The organism is Streptomyces acidicola, assembly GCF_009377235.1.
Classification (GTDB): Bacteria; Actinomycetota; Actinomycetes; order Streptomycetales; family Streptomycetaceae; genus Streptomyces; species Streptomyces acidicola.
The window spans coordinates 1-15,880 of the sequence record NZ_VMNX01000219.1 but is presented as its reverse complement, the minus strand read 5'-3'; the positions used below and the strand labels follow the sequence as shown (position 1 = coordinate 15,880).

General features: G+C 71.4%; 14 protein-coding genes. 5 read left to right on the top strand and 9 right to left on the bottom strand.

From position 1 onward, the window contains the following. Nucleotides 1-1,059: LacI family DNA-binding transcriptional regulator (locus tag FPZ41_RS36685; protein WP_152867884.1), on the bottom strand; the 1,059-nt coding region annotated here is incomplete at its 3' end. 119 nt (nt 1,060-1,178) lie between these two features. Between FPZ41_RS36685 and FPZ41_RS36680 the strand changes: the two genes are divergently transcribed. The 4 genes from FPZ41_RS36680 to FPZ41_RS36665 all read left to right on the top strand — a co-directional run bounded on the left by FPZ41_RS36680 (nt 1,179) and on the right by FPZ41_RS36665 (nt 6,918). Then, on the top strand, nt 1,179-2,528 hold the full coding sequence (locus FPZ41_RS36680; protein ID WP_152867882.1) for an ABC transporter substrate-binding protein: 1,350 nt from the start codon (nt 1,179-1,181) through the stop codon (nt 2,526-2,528). Then, nucleotides 2,525-3,472 (top strand): carbohydrate ABC transporter permease, encoded by a 948-nt coding sequence (locus FPZ41_RS36675; RefSeq protein ID WP_322621181.1) that lies wholly within the window; start codon nt 2,525-2,527, stop codon nt 3,470-3,472. The genes FPZ41_RS36680 and FPZ41_RS36675 overlap by 4 nt, the downstream gene beginning before the upstream one ends. A 4-nt stretch (nt 3,473-3,476) precedes the next feature. Continuing rightward, nucleotides 3,477-4,379 (top strand): carbohydrate ABC transporter permease, encoded by a 903-nt coding sequence (locus FPZ41_RS36670; protein ID WP_407698865.1) that lies wholly within the window; start codon nt 3,477-3,479, stop codon nt 4,377-4,379. Between the two features lie 166 nt (nt 4,380-4,545). Further along, nucleotides 4,546-6,918 (top strand): beta-xylosidase/alpha-l-arabinosidase, encoded by a 2,373-nt coding sequence (locus FPZ41_RS36665; RefSeq protein WP_152867880.1) that lies wholly within the window; start codon nt 4,546-4,548, stop codon nt 6,916-6,918. Nucleotides 6,919-6,922: 4 nt separating this feature from the next. Here FPZ41_RS36665 and FPZ41_RS36660 read toward each other — a convergent pair whose 3' ends face one another. From FPZ41_RS36660 to tsaB, 5 genes are all read right to left on the bottom strand, one after another. Further along, entirely contained in the window at nt 6,923-8,743 is a 1,821-nt protein-coding gene (locus tag FPZ41_RS36660; protein WP_152867879.1) for a glycoside hydrolase family 15 protein, read from the bottom strand. Nucleotides 8,744-8,879: 136 nt separating this feature from the next. Beyond that, entirely contained in the window at nt 8,880-9,170 is a 291-nt protein-coding gene (locus FPZ41_RS36655; protein WP_322621180.1) for a hypothetical protein, read from the bottom strand. Then, the gene (gene tsaD, locus FPZ41_RS36650) at nt 9,167-10,270 is read right to left on the bottom strand and encodes a tRNA (adenosine(37)-N6)-threonylcarbamoyltransferase complex transferase subunit TsaD (protein ID WP_152867878.1); all 1,104 of its coding nucleotides are present in this window, start codon (nt 10,268-10,270) and stop codon (nt 9,167-9,169) included. Before tsaD ends, FPZ41_RS36655 begins: the two co-directional genes overlap by 4 nt. Next, nucleotides 10,263-10,790 carry a ribosomal protein S18-alanine N-acetyltransferase gene (gene rimI, locus FPZ41_RS36645; RefSeq protein WP_152867888.1) on the bottom strand — a complete coding sequence of 176 codons (528 nt, stop codon included), beginning with the start codon at nt 10,788-10,790 and terminating at the stop codon, nt 10,263-10,265. Before rimI ends, tsaD begins: the two co-directional genes overlap by 8 nt. Before the next feature lie 26 nt (nt 10,791-10,816). Next, nucleotides 10,817-11,470 (bottom strand): tRNA (adenosine(37)-N6)-threonylcarbamoyltransferase complex dimerization subunit type 1 TsaB, encoded by a 654-nt coding sequence (tsaB, locus tag FPZ41_RS36640; RefSeq protein WP_322621179.1) that lies wholly within the window; start codon nt 11,468-11,470, stop codon nt 10,817-10,819. A 142-nt stretch (nt 11,471-11,612) separates the two neighbouring features. On the opposite strand from tsaB, the gene FPZ41_RS36635 reads away from it, so the two are divergent. Further along, nucleotides 11,613-12,167, top strand: a complete 555-nt coding sequence (locus FPZ41_RS36635; protein ID WP_322621178.1) for a hypothetical protein — start codon at nt 11,613-11,615, stop codon at nt 12,165-12,167. 462 nt (nt 12,168-12,629) lie between these two features. Here FPZ41_RS36635 and tsaE read toward each other — a convergent pair whose 3' ends face one another. The 3 genes from tsaE to alr all read right to left on the bottom strand — a co-directional run bounded on the left by tsaE (nt 12,630) and on the right by alr (nt 15,750). After that, on the bottom strand, nt 12,630-13,175 hold the full coding sequence (gene tsaE, locus FPZ41_RS36625; protein WP_152867877.1) for a tRNA (adenosine(37)-N6)-threonylcarbamoyltransferase complex ATPase subunit type 1 TsaE: 546 nt from the start codon (nt 13,173-13,175) through the stop codon (nt 12,630-12,632). Next, nucleotides 13,141-14,382 carry an alpha/beta fold hydrolase gene (locus tag FPZ41_RS36620; protein ID WP_322621177.1) on the bottom strand — a complete coding sequence of 414 codons (1,242 nt, stop codon included), beginning with the start codon at nt 14,380-14,382 and terminating at the stop codon, nt 13,141-13,143. Before FPZ41_RS36620 ends, tsaE begins: the two co-directional genes overlap by 35 nt. 204 nt (nt 14,383-14,586) lie before the next feature. Then, complete coding sequence (gene alr / locus FPZ41_RS36615) at nt 14,587-15,750, bottom strand: alanine racemase (RefSeq protein WP_152867875.1); 1,164 nt, start codon at nt 15,748-15,750, stop codon at nt 14,587-14,589. Nucleotides 15,751-15,880 lie beyond the last annotated feature (130 nt).

Sequence of the window (15,880 nt, the reverse complement as noted above, 5' to 3'; positions counted from 1 at the left end):
TGTATAAGAGACAGCCCCCGTACTGCTCCGGACCACCAGGCTCGTCGCCAGCTCCACCCGAGTCGCCGCCGGTGACCCCTCCTCGCGCCCCAGGTCGAGCACCAGCCGCGTAGCCGCCTCGGCCATCTCCATCAGCGGCTGCCGTATCGTCGTCAGCGGCGGTCCCACCCAGCGGGCCACCGGCAGGTCGTCGAACCCGACCACGCTCAGGTCCTCCGGAATCCGCAGCCCCAGCTCGCGCGCCGCCTCGTACAGGCCGAGCGCCTGGAGGTCGTTGCCCGCGAAGACGGCGGTGGGGCGGTCCGGCAGACGGAGCAGTTCGAGCCCCAGCCGGTAGCCGGTCTCGTGATGGAAGTCGCCGGCCTTGATCAGCTCCGGGTCCACCGGCAGCCCGGCCGTCTCCAGCGCCGCCCGGTAGCCGTCCACCCGCGCCCGGCTGCACATCATCCGCGAGGGCCCGCTGATCGCACCGATGCGTTCGTGCCCCAGTTCGACCAGATGCCGGGTCGCGGCCAGCCCACCCTGCCAGTTCGTCGCGCCGATCGAGGGCACGTCGTCGCCCGGGTCGCCCGCCGGGTCCATCACCACGAACGGGATGGACCTGCTGGTCAGCAGCGCGCGCTGGGACGCGTCCAGCCCGGAGAGAACCAGCACCACCCCGTGCGGGCGGCGCGCCGCGACCTGGTCGGCCCAGGTGCGGCCGGGCGTCAGCCGGCCCGCGCTCTCGGAGAGGACCACGCTCAGTCCGGCCTCCCGCGCCACCGTCTCGACGCCCCGGATGACCTCCATCGCCCAGGCGCTCTCCAGTTCGTGGAAGACCACGTCGACGAGCGGTGAGCGGGTCGCCTCCGCTCGGCGCCGCCGGTAGCCGTACTCGCGCAGCAGTTCCTCGACGCGGGTGCGCGTCGCCGGGGCGACGTCGGCCCGGCCGTTGAGCACCTTCGAAACAGTCGGAGCCGAGACCCCTGCCTCACGGGCGATCTCGGCGAGCGTCGCCGTCTGCGTGGACTGCGTCCCCTGCGGTCTTGTCGGGGTTTCCTCGGGCTTCGGAGGTTTCATGGGCCGGATCGTATCCCTGCGCGACCCCTTGACGGACCCCTTCGGGCGCCCTACGTTCCCGGAACATTCGAAGTGCCATCCGAAACATTCGCGAAGGGTGAGCAAGGGTGAGTGCTGCAATGGAGTCGCACAGAGGTCGGTCCGGCGGCGGGAGCCCGGGCAGCCGTACGTTCAGCAGGCGCTGGGTGCTGGGCGCCGGTGCCACCACGTTGCTCACCACGGGACTCACGGCCTGCGGCTCCGGCAGCGGCTCGGGCGGCGACAGCGGCACGATCACCGCCTTCGTGTACGGCGACGACGCGGTGAAGGTCCAGGAGGCGGGCGTGGCCCGCTTCAACAAGTCGGCCACCGCGAAGAAGGCGGGAGGCACGGTCAAGCTGGAGAAGGTCCCCGGCTCCGACTACTCCCCCAAGCTCCGCACGGCCATGGGCTCACCGAGCGCCCCGGACGTCTTCTTCAACTGGGGCGGCGGCTCCATCAAGGCGTACGAGGAGGCCGGCAAGCTCGTCGACCTCACCGACATCATCAGCGACGACCCGGTCCTCAAGGACGGCTTCCTGCCCGCGGTGCTCGCCGCCGGCGATCTCAAGGGCCGCCACTACGGCATACCGATGCGCGGCATGCAGCCCGTGATCCTCTTCTACAACAAGTCCGTCTTCGCCGAGCACAAGCTGCAACCGCCCACCACCTGGGACCAGTTGCTCGACAACAACGCCAAGCTGAAGAAGGCGGGGATCACCCCGTTCGCACTCGGCGGCGCCGACATCTGGCCCGAGCTGATGTGGCTGGAGTACCTCGTCGACCGCATCGGCGGCCCTGAAGTCTTCAAACGCATCCAGGACGGCGACGCCGAGGGCTGGGGCGACCCGGCGGTCCTCAGGGCCGCCGAGATGGTGAAGGAACTCGTCGACGACGGTGCCTTCGGCTCCAAGTTCACCTCGGTGTCGTTCGTCAACGGCGGCGCCCCCGCGGTCTTCGCCAAGGGCAAGGCCGCCATGCACCTGATGGGCTCGTGGGAGTACCCGACGCAGCTCGGCAAGTTCCCGGACTTCGCCAGGAACAACCTGGGCTGGGCCGCGTTCCCGAAGGTCGAGGACGGCACGGGCGACGTCCGCAACGTCGTCGGCAACCCCACCAACTACTGGTCCGTCAACGCCCGCACACGGAACAAGGACCTGGCCGTCGCGTTCCTCAAGGACTGCGCGTCCCAGGCGTACGCGAAGGACCTGATCGACCTCGGTGACGTCCCGACCACGTCGAACGCGGCCGAACTGCTCTCCTCCGCGCCCAACCCGGAGTACGCGAGGTTCCAGTACGACATGGTGGAGCAGGCCCCGGCCTTCACGCTCTCCTGGGACCAGGCGCTGGGCGACGCACTGGGCACGAAGATGCACACGGAGATCGGCAAGCTGTTCGCGGGGAAGTCGTCGCCGAGCCAGTTCGTGACGGCCTGCAAGGGGCTGAAGTGAGCGCGACGCTCGACAAGCGACACAAGCAACACAAGCGACACAAGGGATACAAGGGGTACAAGGGGTACAAGCAGCCAGCCGCCCAAACGCAGGGAACCCGGACCGGCCGCCCCCACGCGGCCTGGGCGCTACCCGCCGTAGCCTTCTTCACCTTCTTCGCGGTCGTCCCGATGGCCCTGGCCTTCTACCTGTCCTTCACCAGGTGGGACGGCCTCGGCGACCCGCAGCCCGTCGGCCTGGACAACTGGCGAAAGCTGCTCGACGACCCACGGCTGACCCAGTCGCTGCGGCTGACCGTGCTGCTGACGTTCGCGAGCTGGGCGTTCCAGACGGTGGTGGCCCTGCTGCTGGGCGTGTGGGCGGCGGGCCGCCAGCGCAACCGGGCGGTCCTGTCCGCGATCTTCTTCGTGCCGTTCCTGCTGTCCTCCACCGCCATCGCGGTGCTCTTCTACGCCCTGCTCGACCCGAACTTCGGCATCATCCAGAGGGACGTCCTCGGCTCGTCCAGCGGGGCTTTCCTCGCGATCGTGTTCGTCGGCGGCTGGCAGTTCATCCCGTTCCACACGCTGATCTACCAGGGCGGCGCCCGGCAGATCCCACAGGTCCTGTACCAGGCGGCGGCCATCGACGGCGCGGGCCGCTACCGCCAGTTCTTCTCCATCACGCTGCCTCAGCTGCGGCACACCATCACGACGTCGACCGTGCTGATCGTCGTCGGCTCGCTCACGTACTTCGAGACGGTGCTGATCCTCACCAAGGGCGGTCCGGGCACGGACACGGCGATCCTGCCGTACCTGATGTACGAGGCGGGCTTCAAGTCGTACGACTTCGGCTACGCCAGCGCCATCGCGTCGTTCCTGGTGCTGGCCGCCACCGGCCTGTCGCTGCTGCTGGTCCGGATGACCGGCTTCGGCACCATGCGCAGCACGCGCGAAGGGATGTGACGGGGTGTCACACGATACGTTGCCGCGTCCCGCGAGGACCCACGAGCCCGGCCGGGAGCCACCCGCACCCGGCCGCCGCCGCAGGCACTGGACGAGGCGCGCGAACCCGGTCGCGGGCCTCGGCTCGGTCGTCTGGCTCGCGATCGTCGTCATCCCGGTCTACGCGATGCTGTCGGCCTCTCTCACCGGCCAGGACAAGGCCCTCACCGGCAACCCCCTGAAACCGCCGACGAGTCCGACCCTCGACAACTACAACACCGTCCTCCACACCGGGTTCGGGCATCTGCTCGGCAACACGGTGATCGTGGCCGTGGCGGTCGTGGGCATCGTCCTCGTGCTCTGTGTCCCCCTCGCCTACGTGGCCGTCCGCACCCGCGACCGCTGGTCGACCACGGCCTTCCGCCTGTTCCTGCTGGGCGTGGCGATCCCGGCCCAGGCGGTCGTGGTCCCCCTCTACCTCCTGATCGCCCAGCTCGACCTGTACGACACCCTCCTGGCGGTCATCCTGCCGACGGCGGCCTTCGCGATGCCGGTCTCGGTGCTGGTGCTGGTCGGCACGCTCCGGGACGTGTCGGAGGACCTGTACGAGGCGATGGCCCTGGACGGCGCGTCCCCGCTGCGGATGCTGTTCCAGCTGACGATCCCGCTCGCCAAGGGCGGTATCAGCACCGTGGTGATCTACGCGGCGCTCCAGGCCTGGAACGGCTTCCTCTTCCCGCTGATCTTCACCCAGTCGGACGGCCCGCGCGTCCTCACCCTCGGGCTCTTCAACTACGTCAGCCAGTTCGGTGTCAACATCCCGGCGCTGCTGGCCTCGGTCGTGCTGTCCGGCATCCCGATCTTCACCGTCTACCTGGTGGCCCGCCGAGCTCTCGTGGGCGGCCTGATGGGCGTGGGCGGCAAGTGAACCCGCATCTCTCCGAGAGCTTGGACCTCCCCGACAGCTGGAACCTCTCCCTCAGTTCGGCCTTCTCCCTCAGCCCAGACCTCTCCCCCAGCCCGAACCTCTCCCTCAGCTCGGACCTCTCCCTCAGCTCGGACCTCTCCGACAGACCGACTCTGACAGGAGTTTCATGACCACCGCCTCATGGCGTGACCGCGCCCTCCCCGCCGCGGTCCGTGTCGACGACCTGCTCTCCCGTATGACCCTGGAGGAGAAGACCGCCCAGCTGTACGGCGTGTGGGTGGGCGCCGCCACGGACGGCGAGGGGGTCGCCCCCCACCAGGACGAGATGGCCGAGACCGTCGACTTCGACGAGGTGATCACCCGGGGCCTCGGCCAACTCACCCGCTCCTTCGGTACGGCTCCCGTGGACCCGGCGCTGGGTGCGCAGGCGCTGGCCCGCGCCCAGCGCCGCATCGTCGCCGCGAACCGTTTCGGCGTCCCGGCCGTCGCCCACGAGGAGTGCCTGGCGGGCTTCACGACCTGGGGGGCCACCGCGTACCCGGTGCCGCTGGCCTGGGGCGCGACCTTCGACCCGGCGCTGGTCGAGGAGATGGCGCGGCACATCGGCCGCGACCTGGCGTCGGTGGGCGTGCACCAGGGCCTCGCCCCCGTCCTGGACGTGGTACGGGACCTGCGCTGGGGCCGGGTCGAGGAGACCATCGGGGAGGACCCGTACCTCGTCGGCACGATCGGCACGGCGTACGTACGAGGCCTGGAGTCCGCCGGGATCGTGGCCACGCTGAAGCACTTCGCGGGCTACTCGGCCTCCCTGGGCGCGCGCAACCAGGCGCCGGTGCGGGCCGGGGTGCGGGAGTTCGCCGACGTGACGCTGCCCCCGTTCGAGATGGCGGTGCGGGAGGGCGGGGCGCGCTCGGTGATGGCCGCGTACAACGAGACGGACGGAGTCCCGGCCTCCGCGGACCCGTTCCTGCTGACCGAACTCCTGCGGGAGACCTGGGGCTTCACCGGAACGGTCGTCTCCGACTACTTCGGCATCGCTCTCCTCCAGACGCACCACCGGATCGCCGGAACCCGTGCGGAGGCGGCCCACGCGGCCCTGGCCGCGGGCCTCGACGTGGAACTCCCCACCCTGCGCTGCTACGGCGACCCGCTGGCGGAGGCCGTACGGGAGGGCGCGGTCCCCGAGGCCCTGGTGGACCGGGCGGCACACCGGGCGCTGCTCCAGAAGTGCGAGCTGGGTCTGCTGGACGAGGACTGGGCTCCGGAGCCCACGACGCCCGTTGACCTGGACTCACCGCAGAACCGGGACCTGGCCCGCCGCCTGGCCGAGAGGTCGGTGGTCCTCCTGGCCAACCCGGAGGGCCTGCTCCCCCTCGCCCCCGACACCCGGATCGCGCTGGTGGGCCCGCGGGCCGACGACCCCCTCGCCATGCTGGGCTGCTACTCCTTCCCGTCCCACGTGGGCACGCTGGATCCCGAGACCCCCTTGGGCATCGAGATCCCGACGCTCGTCGACGCCCTGCGCACGGAACTCCCCGATGCGAAGATCACGTACACGCCCGGCTGCGACGTATCCGGTGACGACACGGCCGGCTTCCCGGAGGCGGTGGCGCGGGCGGCGGAGGCGGACGTCTGCGTTGCGGTCCTCGGCGACATGGCGGGCCTCTTCGGGCGGGGCACGTCGGGCGAGGGCTGTGACGCGGAGGACCTGCGGCTTCCCGGTGTCCAGGGCGCTCTGCTGGACGCCTTGGCAGCGACGGGCACGCCGGTGGTGCTGGTCCTGCTCACGGGCCGCCCGTACGCCCTGGGCCGTTGGGAGGGCCGGCTGGCGGGTGCGCTCCAGGCGTTCTTCCCGGGGGAGGAGGGCGGCCCGGCGGTGGCGGGAGCGCTGTCGGGCCGTGTCGATCCGTCGGGCCGCCTCCCCGTGAGCGTGCCGCGCCGCCCCGGAGGCCAGCCGTGGACGTATCTGCAGCCCCCGCTCGGCCTGGCGAGCGACGCCAGCAGCCTGGATCCGACACCGCTGTACCCCTTCGGGCACGGCTGCTCGTACACGTCGTTCGCGTGGGAGAACGCCGAAGACACCGAAGACGCCGAGAACCCCGAGGGCACCGAAGACACCCAGGACACCAAGGACACCGCGGGCGGCCCGCAGCCGGAGATCGGCACGGACGGCACGTACGACGTGTCGGTCACCGTCCGCAACACGGGCGACCGTGCGGGCGCCGAGGTCGTCCAGCTCTATCTGCACGACCCGGTGGCCCGCGTGACCCGCCCGGACGTCCGCCTGATCGGCTACCAGCGCGTGGAGCTGGCACCGGGCGAGGCACGTCGGGTGACCTTCCGCTTCCACACCGACCTGTCCTCGTTCACCGACCGCACCGGCCGCCGCGTGGTCGAACCCGGCGCCCTGGAACTGCGGTTGGCGGCGTCGAGCGCCGACGTGCGCCACACGGCGCGCCTGACCCTGACGGGACCGGAGCGCGTCCTGGGCCCGGACAGGCGGCTGTACTGCGAGACGACGGTGTCCGTGCCGGAGTGAAAGCTCAGCCGAGGGCGCGGTCGAGGTTGAAGGCCGCGCTGATCAGCGCCAGGTGGGTGAAGGCCTGCGGGAAGTTGCCCTGCTGTTCGCCGGTGCGGCTGATCTCCTCGGCGTACAGACCGAGGTGGTTGGCGTAGGTGAGCATCTTCTCGAAGGCGAGCCGGGCCTCGTCGATCCGTCCGGCCCTGGTCATTGCCTCGACGTACCAGAAGGAGCAGATGGAGAACGTGCCCTCCTCGCCGTAGAGGCCGTCGGGGCTGGCCTCCGGGTCGTAGCGGTAGACGAGGGAGTCGGACACCAGTTCCCGGGTGAGCGCGTCGAGCGTGGAGAGCCACTTGGGGTCGGTGGGCGAGATGAGCTTGGCCAGGGGCATCATCAGGACGGCGGCGTCGAGGACGTCGCCGTCCTCGTACTGCACGAACGCGCCGCGGTCGGCGGACCAGCCGTGGGTCATGATCCGGCGGTAGATGGCGTCGCGGGCCTGGCGCCAGCGGATGATGTCGGCGGGCAGGCCGCGCCGGTTGGCCATCCGGATCGCGCGTTCGACGGCCACCCAGCACATCAGCCGGGAGTACAGGAACTGCTTGCGCCCGCCGCGGGTCTCCCAGATGCCCTCGTCGGGCTGGTCCCAGTGCTCGCACACCCAGTCGACGAGGTCGCAGACGTCGTCCCACTGGTCGCTGGAGATGGGCTGAGCCCACTTGTCGTAGAGGTAGATCGAGTCGATCAGGGCGCCGTAGATGTCCAGCTGGAGCTGGCCGGCGGCGGCGTTGCCGACTCGGACCGGTGCCGAGCCGCGGTGGCCGTCCAGGTGGTCGAGCACGTGCTCGGGCACGTCCGTGCGGCCGTCGATGCCGTACAGGATCTGCAACGGGCCGGACGGGCCGCCGTCCCCCGAGCTGATGTGCCGGACCAGGAACCCCATGAACGCCTCGGCCTCGTCGGAGAAACCCAGTCGCAGCAGGGCGTACACGCAGAAGGCGGCGTCGCGGACCCACACGTACCGGTAGTCCCAGTTCCGCTCGCCGCCGAGCTGCTCGGGCACGCTGGTGGTGGGCGCGGCCACGATGGCGCCGGTGGGGGCGTAGGTGAGGAGCTTCAGCGTGAGCGCGGAGCGGTGCACCATCTCCCGCCAGCGGCCGCGGTAGCGCGAGGAGGACAGCCAGCGCCGCCAGTACGCCACCGTCTCCCCGAACTCCCGCTCGGCCTCGAAGCGGGCACACCCGCGCGGCGCCACGGCACCGCCGACCTGGTCGAGCGCGAACACGGCGACCTCGCCCTCGGCGAGCTTGAACGTGGCGCGGGCGTCGGAGCCGTCGTGTTCCAGGGGCACGGTGGAGGTCAGGGCGAGCGCCAGCCCGGCGGACTCGAAGACCGCCACGTCGCCGAGGTTCCGCAGCGTGTGCGGGTCGGCTCCGTAGTTGAACCGTGGCGCCACGAGCACCCGGAACGGGACGGTGCCGCGCACGCACAGCACCCGCCGGATCAGCCGGTGCCGTCCGGCCTCGCCTCCAGTGCCCGTCTCCTCGCCCCGTATCGGCATGAAGTCCTGGACCTCCCCCACACCCTCCTCGGTGAAGAAGCGGGTGATCAGCACATTGGTGTCGGGGAAGTAGAACTGCTTGGTCCGCGCGGGCACGCTCGCCGCCAGCTCGAAGCAGCCGCCCCGCTCCGCGTCCAGGAGGGAGGCGAACACGCTCGGCGCGTCGAAGCGGGGGCAGCAGTACCAGTCGATCGTGCCGTTGCTGCCCACGAGGGCCACGGTCCGCAGATCACCGATCAGCCCGTGCTCTGCGATGGGCAGGTATCCGCTGGTCTCCGCCATGACACACCTCACCGGGACGCGACCCGCGTCGGCAGGCCGACGCTTCCCAGGCTACGACCACGCCGCCCGACCGGCCCGTCCATGCCGACGGCAGGACGCCGAGCAGACGCCGACGACAGGACTCCGGCGACAGGGCTCAGGGCCCTTCTGATGGCCCCAGGGGCTTCTGATGGCTCTGGCCCAGCGACTCGAACCGCCACCGGTGCACTGCCCGCATCACCAACTCCCCGCCCGGCTCCGGCAGCTCGGGCAGTTCGGCGTCGTACGGAGCGTCCCACCAGGTGATGACGAGGACCCGGTCCTCCGGTGCGCGGAACGTCTCGCGGCGCAGGGGGGAGGACGGCAGTTCCTGCGCGCGGGCCCAGGCGAGGAGCTCCTCACCCCGGCCCGCCACTGCCCGGGCCTCCCACATCAGGGCGACGGTCACGAGTAGAGGTTCTCCTTGCTCACCTCATGGACGTGGTCGTGGGCATGCGTGTGCGCGATGCCCGGCACATGCGGGTCCGTCACGGGGAGCGACGAGTCCGCCGACAGGTCCCAGTCCGAGGCGGCACGCCCGCGGGCGACCATCTCGGCGCCCAGTGACGCCACCATCGCCCCGTTGTCCGTGCACAGCTTGGGCCGGGGAACCCGAAGTCGGATGCCGGCCGCCTCGCAGCGTTCCTGGGCGAGGGCGCGCAGGCGGGAGTTCGCCGCGACGCCGCCGCCGATCATGAGGTGGTCGACGCCCTCGTCACGGCAGGCCCGTACGGCCTTGCGGGTCAGGACGTCCACCACGGCCTCCTGGAAGGACGCCGCCACATCGCGCACCGGGACCTCCTCCCCCGCCGCGCGCTTGGCCTCGATCCAGCGGGCCACGGCCGTCTTCAGGCCGGAGAAGGAGAAGTCGTACACCGGGTCGCGGGGGCCGGTCAGCCCGCGCGGGAACGCGATGGCGCCCGGGTCGCCCTCGCGGGCGTACCGGTCGATGACCGGACCGCCCGGGAAGCCCAGGTCGAGGACGCGGGCGATCTTGTCGAAGGCCTCGCCCGCCGCGTCGTCGATGGTCGAGCCCATCGGCCGTACGTCGGAGGTGATGTCCGTGGACAGCAGCAGGGAGGAGTGCCCGCCGCTCACCAGCAGCGCCATCGTCGGCTCGGGCAGCGCGCCGTGCTCCAGCTGGTCCACGCAGATGTGGGACGCCAGATGGTTGACGCCGTACAGCGGCTTGCCCAGCGCGTACGCGTACGCCTTCGCCGCCGAGACGCCCACCAGGAGGGCACCGGCCAGGCCCGGACCGGCGGTGACCGCGATGCCGTCCAGGTCGCGCGCGCTGACCCCCGCCTCCTTCAGCGCACGGTCGATGGTCGGCACCATCGCCTCCAGGTGCGCGCGGGAGGCGACCTCGGGCACCACACCGCCGAAGCGGGCGTGCTCGTCGACGCTGGACGCGATCGCGTCCGCGAGCAGGGTGGTGCCGCGGACGATGCCGACACCGGTCTCGTCGCAGGAGGTCTCGATGCCGAGGACGAGGGGTTCGTCAGCCATTGATCTCGGTTCCTTGTACGCCGTTCACGGAGGGTGCACCCGCGGCCGGGCCGCTCTCGGGTGCCGTGCTGAGCCTCATCACCAGGGCGTCCACGTTGCCCGGCTGGTAGTAGCCGCGCCGGAAGCCGATGGCCTCGAAGCCGAAGCGCTCATACAGTTTCTGGGCGCGGACGTTGTCGACGCGGCATTCGAGCATGATCTCGGCACAGTCGAACGAGGTGGCGGCCCGCAGCAGCTCGGCCATCAGCCGCGCGCCGAGCCCGGTGCCCCACTGGTCACGGGCGACGGCAACGGTCTGCACATCGGCCACGGCACCGGAGCCGCTGTCGGACCCGGCCCCCGCGGCGAGACCCGCGTACCCCACGAGGCGGTCCCCCTGGACGGCCACGACATACCGCCGGGTCGCCTCCGGCCCTCTGGCGTGGGCCAGCTCGGACCAGAACATGCCCCGCGACCACGCGTCCTCGGGGAACAGTGCCTTCTCCAGCTCCAGTACGGGATCTATGTCCCACCAGCGCATCTCGCGCAGCACCGAGGTCTCCTGGGTCACTTGGGGGTGACGACCTTGTAGTTCTTGGGCACCTGCGCGTCGGGCCGGCGCAGGTAGAGGGGCCGGGGCGGAGGCAGTTCCTCGCCCGCGGCCAGCTTCCCTGCGGCCAGCGAGGCCAGCGCGGCGGCCGACACGTGCTCGGGCTCGTGCGCCTTCGGGAAGGTGTCCGGATAGAGCAGCGCACCGGCGCCCACCGCCGGGAGTCCGGCCACGGCGTCGGCGATCTCGGCGGGCCGGTCGACGGCCGGGTCGGTCACCCGCGTACGGGAGTCCGCGTACCGCGCCCAGTACACCTCCTTGCGGCGGGCGTCCGTGGCGACGACGAACGGCACGTCGAGGTCGGACGCGTACGCGAGTCCGTCGAGCGTGCACAGTCCGTGGACGGGGACGCCGAGGGCGAGCCCGAAGGTGTCGGCGGTCATGAGGCCGACGCGCAGCCCGGTGTACGGGCCGGGGCCGATGCCGACGACGATGCCGGTGACGGCGTCGAGGCGCGTGCCCGCCTCGGCGAGGACTCGGTCGACGGCGGGCAGCAGCAGCTCCCCGTGCCGGCGCGCGTCCACCTGACTCGACGAGGCGACGACGTCCGTCCCGTCGTGCAGCGCGACGGTCACGGCGGGGGTGGCGGTATCCAGAGCGAGCAAGAGCACGCAAACAGCCTACGGCGCCCGAGCCGCGCTGACGGCCGCCCCGGACAGCCGCCCCTCTCCTGCTACCGTCACAACGAAGAATTGATCGAACGACGTACAAGACATCAGAGCCGTACTCAGGTGCGAGAGGTGGGCGCAGAAGGTGGCCAGTAGCAGCTCGGGATTCGTGGCCGGGCTCACCGCGGCGGCCCTCGCCGCAGTCGGTTTCCTCGCCTACCAGGCGTCGGCGAACGTGCCGGACGACCTGGGCAAGCCGTCCGCCACCGAGTCCCCGGCGGCCAAGAAGTCGAAGACGCCCTCGGACAAGAAGGCACCGACGCCCGTGCCCGACGACTCGGGCTCCGGCCAACGCGTCGTGTACTCGCTCTCCGACGACCGCGTCTGGCTGGTCGGCGCGAACGACACGGTGACCCGCACCTTCAAGGTCACCCCCAGCACGGTGGACCCGGCCCCCGACTCCTACCGGGTCACCTCGCGCACGAACTCCACCACCGGCTCCGACGGCACCGCCATCGAGCACGTCGTCCGCTTCACCACCGCCGAAGGCGTCGTCATCGGCTTCAGCGCCGCGGTCGACGGCTCCACCCCCGAGCCCGACCCCACCACCAAGACGGGCGGCATCCGCGAGTCCCGAGCGGACGGCAACGCGATGTGGCAGTTCGCGACGATCGGCCGAACGGTCGTGGTGGTCGAGTAGGGCGCGGGCGCGCTCAGTAAGGGGCGCGGGGAGCTGCGCGTTTTTCAGGGGCGCGGGGCTGTGTCAATGTGCGGCTCCGCCGCGTGGGCGCGACAAGCCACACCGCACCGTCGGCGGACAAACGACCTGCAGGCCCCCCACGCGATTCCCGCGAAGCGCCTACGCAGCCTCGGGGCGCCGTACGTCCTCACCTTCCGCCGGAGGCACAGGCTCGGGCGCCGACGGAGTCGACACCACCCGAGCCGCCGCACAGGAATCCAAAAGCTCCCGCATGGAAACCCCGGGCACCCCGGCCACCCGCTCAGCCCGCGGCAGCGTCTCGTCTCGTTCTGAAGCCTGCATGGGACGCCTCCTGGAACCTGGGGGCGAAGAAAGTTAGGTACACCTAACTACGGACCACTACCATGTGACCACGCAAGAGGCACCCCACGCAACATCTTGCCGACGCGTTGTCGGAAACGTTCACGCCGAGAGCACACTCAGATCCACGGCCGCCCACCGCTCCCCGACCCCGCGGAGCGTGACGTGACGGACCTCGTCCGTCGTGTCCCCCACGGCCCGGTGGATGAGGACGTGCAGCCGGTCCTCCGTCAGCTCCTCGACCTTGCCCTCGCCCCACTCCACGACGACCACCGAGTCGGACAGCGACACGTCGAGATCGAGGTCCTCCATCTCGTCGAGCCCGCCGCCCAGACGGTACGCGTCGACGTGCACGAGCGGCGGCCCGTCCCCCAGCGAGGGGTGCACACGCGCGATGACGAAGGTCGGGGACGTGACCGCGCCCCGCACGCCCAGCCCCTCGCCGAGCCCCCGGGTCAGCGTCGTCTTGCCCGCGCCGAGTTCACCGGTGAGCATCACGAGGTCGCCCGCGCGCAGCAGCTTGGCGAGGTGGCGGCCCAGCTCCCGCATCTGCTCGGGCGCGCTGACGGTGAGCTCTACCGACACGGACACGGACGCGGGGGAAGCCCGGTGCTCACCCGGGCTGTGCGGTGCTGCTGGTGCTTCCATAACGGCCAACGGTAGCCCCTGCCGGGACGGCACCCGCGCGCGTGAGGAGGTCGGCGAGGCGGTCCATGACCACCTCGGGGTGCTCCAGCATCACCAGGTGACCGGCGTCCGGCACGAGCACGAGTTCCGCGTCCGGCAGGAGGTCCGCGATGGCCTCGCTGTGCTCGCTCGGCGTGACGAGGTCCTTGATGCCGGCCAGCACGAGCACGGGCAGCTCGGCGAAGTGCACCAGCGCCTCGGTCTTGTCGTGCTCGGTGAAGGCGGGGTAGAACTCGGCGACCACGTCGATGGGCGTGCCCTCGATCATGCGCTCGGCGAACCGTGCGACCGCCGGGTCGATGTCCCGGGTGGCGAACGAGTACCGCTTGATGATCCCGGCGAACAGGTCGGCCGTGGCCCGCCGTCCCCTCTCCACCAGCTCGGCCTGCTGCCCGAGCGCCCGCAGCACACTGGGCAGGACACGGCGTATGGCGTTGACGCCCGCGACGGGCAGCCCGAAGTTGACCTCTCCGAGCCGCCCCGACGACGTGCCGATGAGCGCCGCGCCGACGACGCGGTCGCGGATCAGTTCGGGGTAGTGGGCGGCCAGCGCCATCATCGTCATGCCGCCCATGGAGTGCCCGACGAGCACGATCGGCCCCTCGGGCGCGGCCGCGTCGATGACCGCCTTGAGGTCGCGGCCGAGCTGGTCGATGGTGACCGGCACCCGGCCCTCCGCCTGTGCCGGGTTCCGCCCGGAGCGACCGTGGCTGCGCTGGTCCCAGTGCACGGTCCGTACGACACCGCGCAGCGCGGCCCGCTGGAAGTGCCAGGAGTCCTGGTTGAGGCAGTAGCCGTGGCAGAACACGACGGTGACCGGGGCCGGGGCCTTGCGTCCGAAGAGGCGGCGCTTGCGCGGACCGAGACCGGCTTCGGGCTCGACGTCGTCCACCTCGTAGTACAGCTCGGTGCCGTCGTCCGCGTACGCCTTGCCGGGCGTGCCGCGCAACGATCCGTACGGTCCCGTCGAGTCGAGGGCGAGCCGGGCCTTCTTGCGCATGCCGCGGCCCACGGTGAGCCGCTCTATGGCGACACCGGCGGCGGCGCCCGCGGCGACCACGCCTATCGCCGCGCCCGCGATGCCGGCCTTGCGCCAGTTCCCGGCGGAGGCGGCGGCCGAGGCCGCGTTCGCGACGGCCTCCATGGCCTTCGCGCTGCTCTCGCTCACGTCCCGCTCCTCCTCGCCGGGGTCCGCGGCCTTCGTCTGGCCTGACGGACGCATGCTCGTTCTGTCCTGCAGTCGGGTGGTACCGGCACAGGTCTGCCGTGCCGCACGCCTCTTCGCGTCTGCGCGGCTACCCGCCTTGTGCGTCGCTCACCGGAAACAGTCGCCGTTCACCGGAAACGGTCGCTGTTCATCGGAAACGGTCGCCTAAGACGCGTCGTCGTTCACATAGACGCGCGGAACGCGCGTTCCGATCCGGGTGACGATTTCATACGCGATGGTTCCGGCCGCCTGCGCCCAGTCCTCGGCGGTCGGCTCGCCCCGGTCGCCCGGTCCGAAAAGCACCGCTTCCGTACCGGCGGGCGGTTCGTCCCCGCCGAGGTCGACCACGAACTGGTCCATCGCGATCCGTCCGGCGACCGTGCGCCACTTGCCGCCGACGAGCACCGGGCCGGAGCCGGAGGCATGCCGCGGGATGCCGTCCGCGTAGCCGACGGGCACCAGGCCGAGGGTCGTGGCGCCCGGGGTGACGTACTGGTGGCCGTAGGAGACGCCGTGCCCGCCGGGAGCGTGCTTCACCAGGGCGAGGGACGCGCTCAGGGTCATCACCGGCCGCAGTCCGAAGTCGGCGGGGGTGCCGACCTCGGGGCTGGGCGAGATCCCGTAGACCGCTACTCCGGTCCGTACGAGGTCGAAGTGGGCCTCGGGGAGGGTGAGGGTGGCGGGCGAGTTGGCGATGTGCCGTACCTCGGGGCGGGCGCCCTGCCGCTCGGCGTACGCGACCATCTCGCGGAAGCGGGTGAGCTGGGCCGCGATGGAGGGGTGGCCGGGCTCGTCGGCGCACGCGAAGTGGGACCACAGACCGGTGACCGTGAGCAGTCCGTCGGCCTCGGCGCGCAGGGCGCCCGCGACGAGGTCCGGCCAGTCGTCCGGCTGGCAGCCGCTCCGCCCTAGTCCGGTGTCCGCCTTGAGGTGCACGCGTGCGCGTACCCCGGCCGCTGCCGCCGCCTCGGTGACCTCCCGCAGCGCCCACAGTCCGCTGACGGAGACGTCCAGGTCGGCCTCGATGGCCTCCCGCCAGGGACCGCCAGGGGTCCACAGCCAGCACATGATGCGTCCCGGCAGCCCGGCCGCGCGGAGGGTCAGGGCCTCCTCGGGTGTCGCCGTACCCAGCCAGCCGGCCCCCGCCGCGACGGCCGCCCGGGCGCACCGCACGGCCCCGTGGCCGTATGCGTCGGACTTCACCACGGCCATCAGGACCGCGCCGGGCGCGTGCGCGCGCAGCGCCCGCACGTTGTCCCGCAGTGCGGCGAGATCGATCTCGGCGCGGGCACGCAGGGGCGCGGTCGGCGGCAGTGCTGTCTCAGTCATCGCGCCCAGTGTCTCAGAGGGACGACAGCGGCCCGGTGGGGAGCACGCGCAGAGGTGCTACGACCGTTCCGGGCTCACCCGCCACCCCCGTCACCTTCCTCACTGCCGTCACCCCCGTCACCCCGTCGCC

Excerpts from the sequence above, each read along its gene's own strand:
- FPZ41_RS36680 (WP_152867882.1), top strand. The coding sequence starts at position 1,179 with ATGGAGTCGCACAGAGGTCGGTCCGGCGGCGGGAGCCCGGGCAGCCGT.
- FPZ41_RS36665 (WP_152867880.1), top strand. The coding sequence starts at position 4,546 with ATGACCACCGCCTCATGGCGTGACCGCGCCCTCCCCGCCGCGGTCCGT.
- FPZ41_RS36660 (WP_152867879.1), bottom strand. The coding sequence starts at position 8,743 with ATGGCGGAGACCAGCGGATACCTGCCCATCGCAGAGCACGGGCTGATC.
- tsaD (WP_152867878.1), bottom strand. The coding sequence starts at position 10,270 with ATGGCTGACGAACCCCTCGTCCTCGGCATCGAGACCTCCTGCGACGAG.
- rimI (WP_152867888.1), bottom strand. The coding sequence starts at position 10,790 with ATGCGCTGGTGGGACATAGATCCCGTACTGGAGCTGGAGAAGGCACTG.
- tsaE (WP_152867877.1), bottom strand. The coding sequence starts at position 13,175 with ATGGAAGCACCAGCAGCACCGCACAGCCCGGGTGAGCACCGGGCTTCC.
- alr (WP_152867875.1), bottom strand. The coding sequence starts at position 15,750 with ATGACTGAGACAGCACTGCCGCCGACCGCGCCCCTGCGTGCCCGCGCC.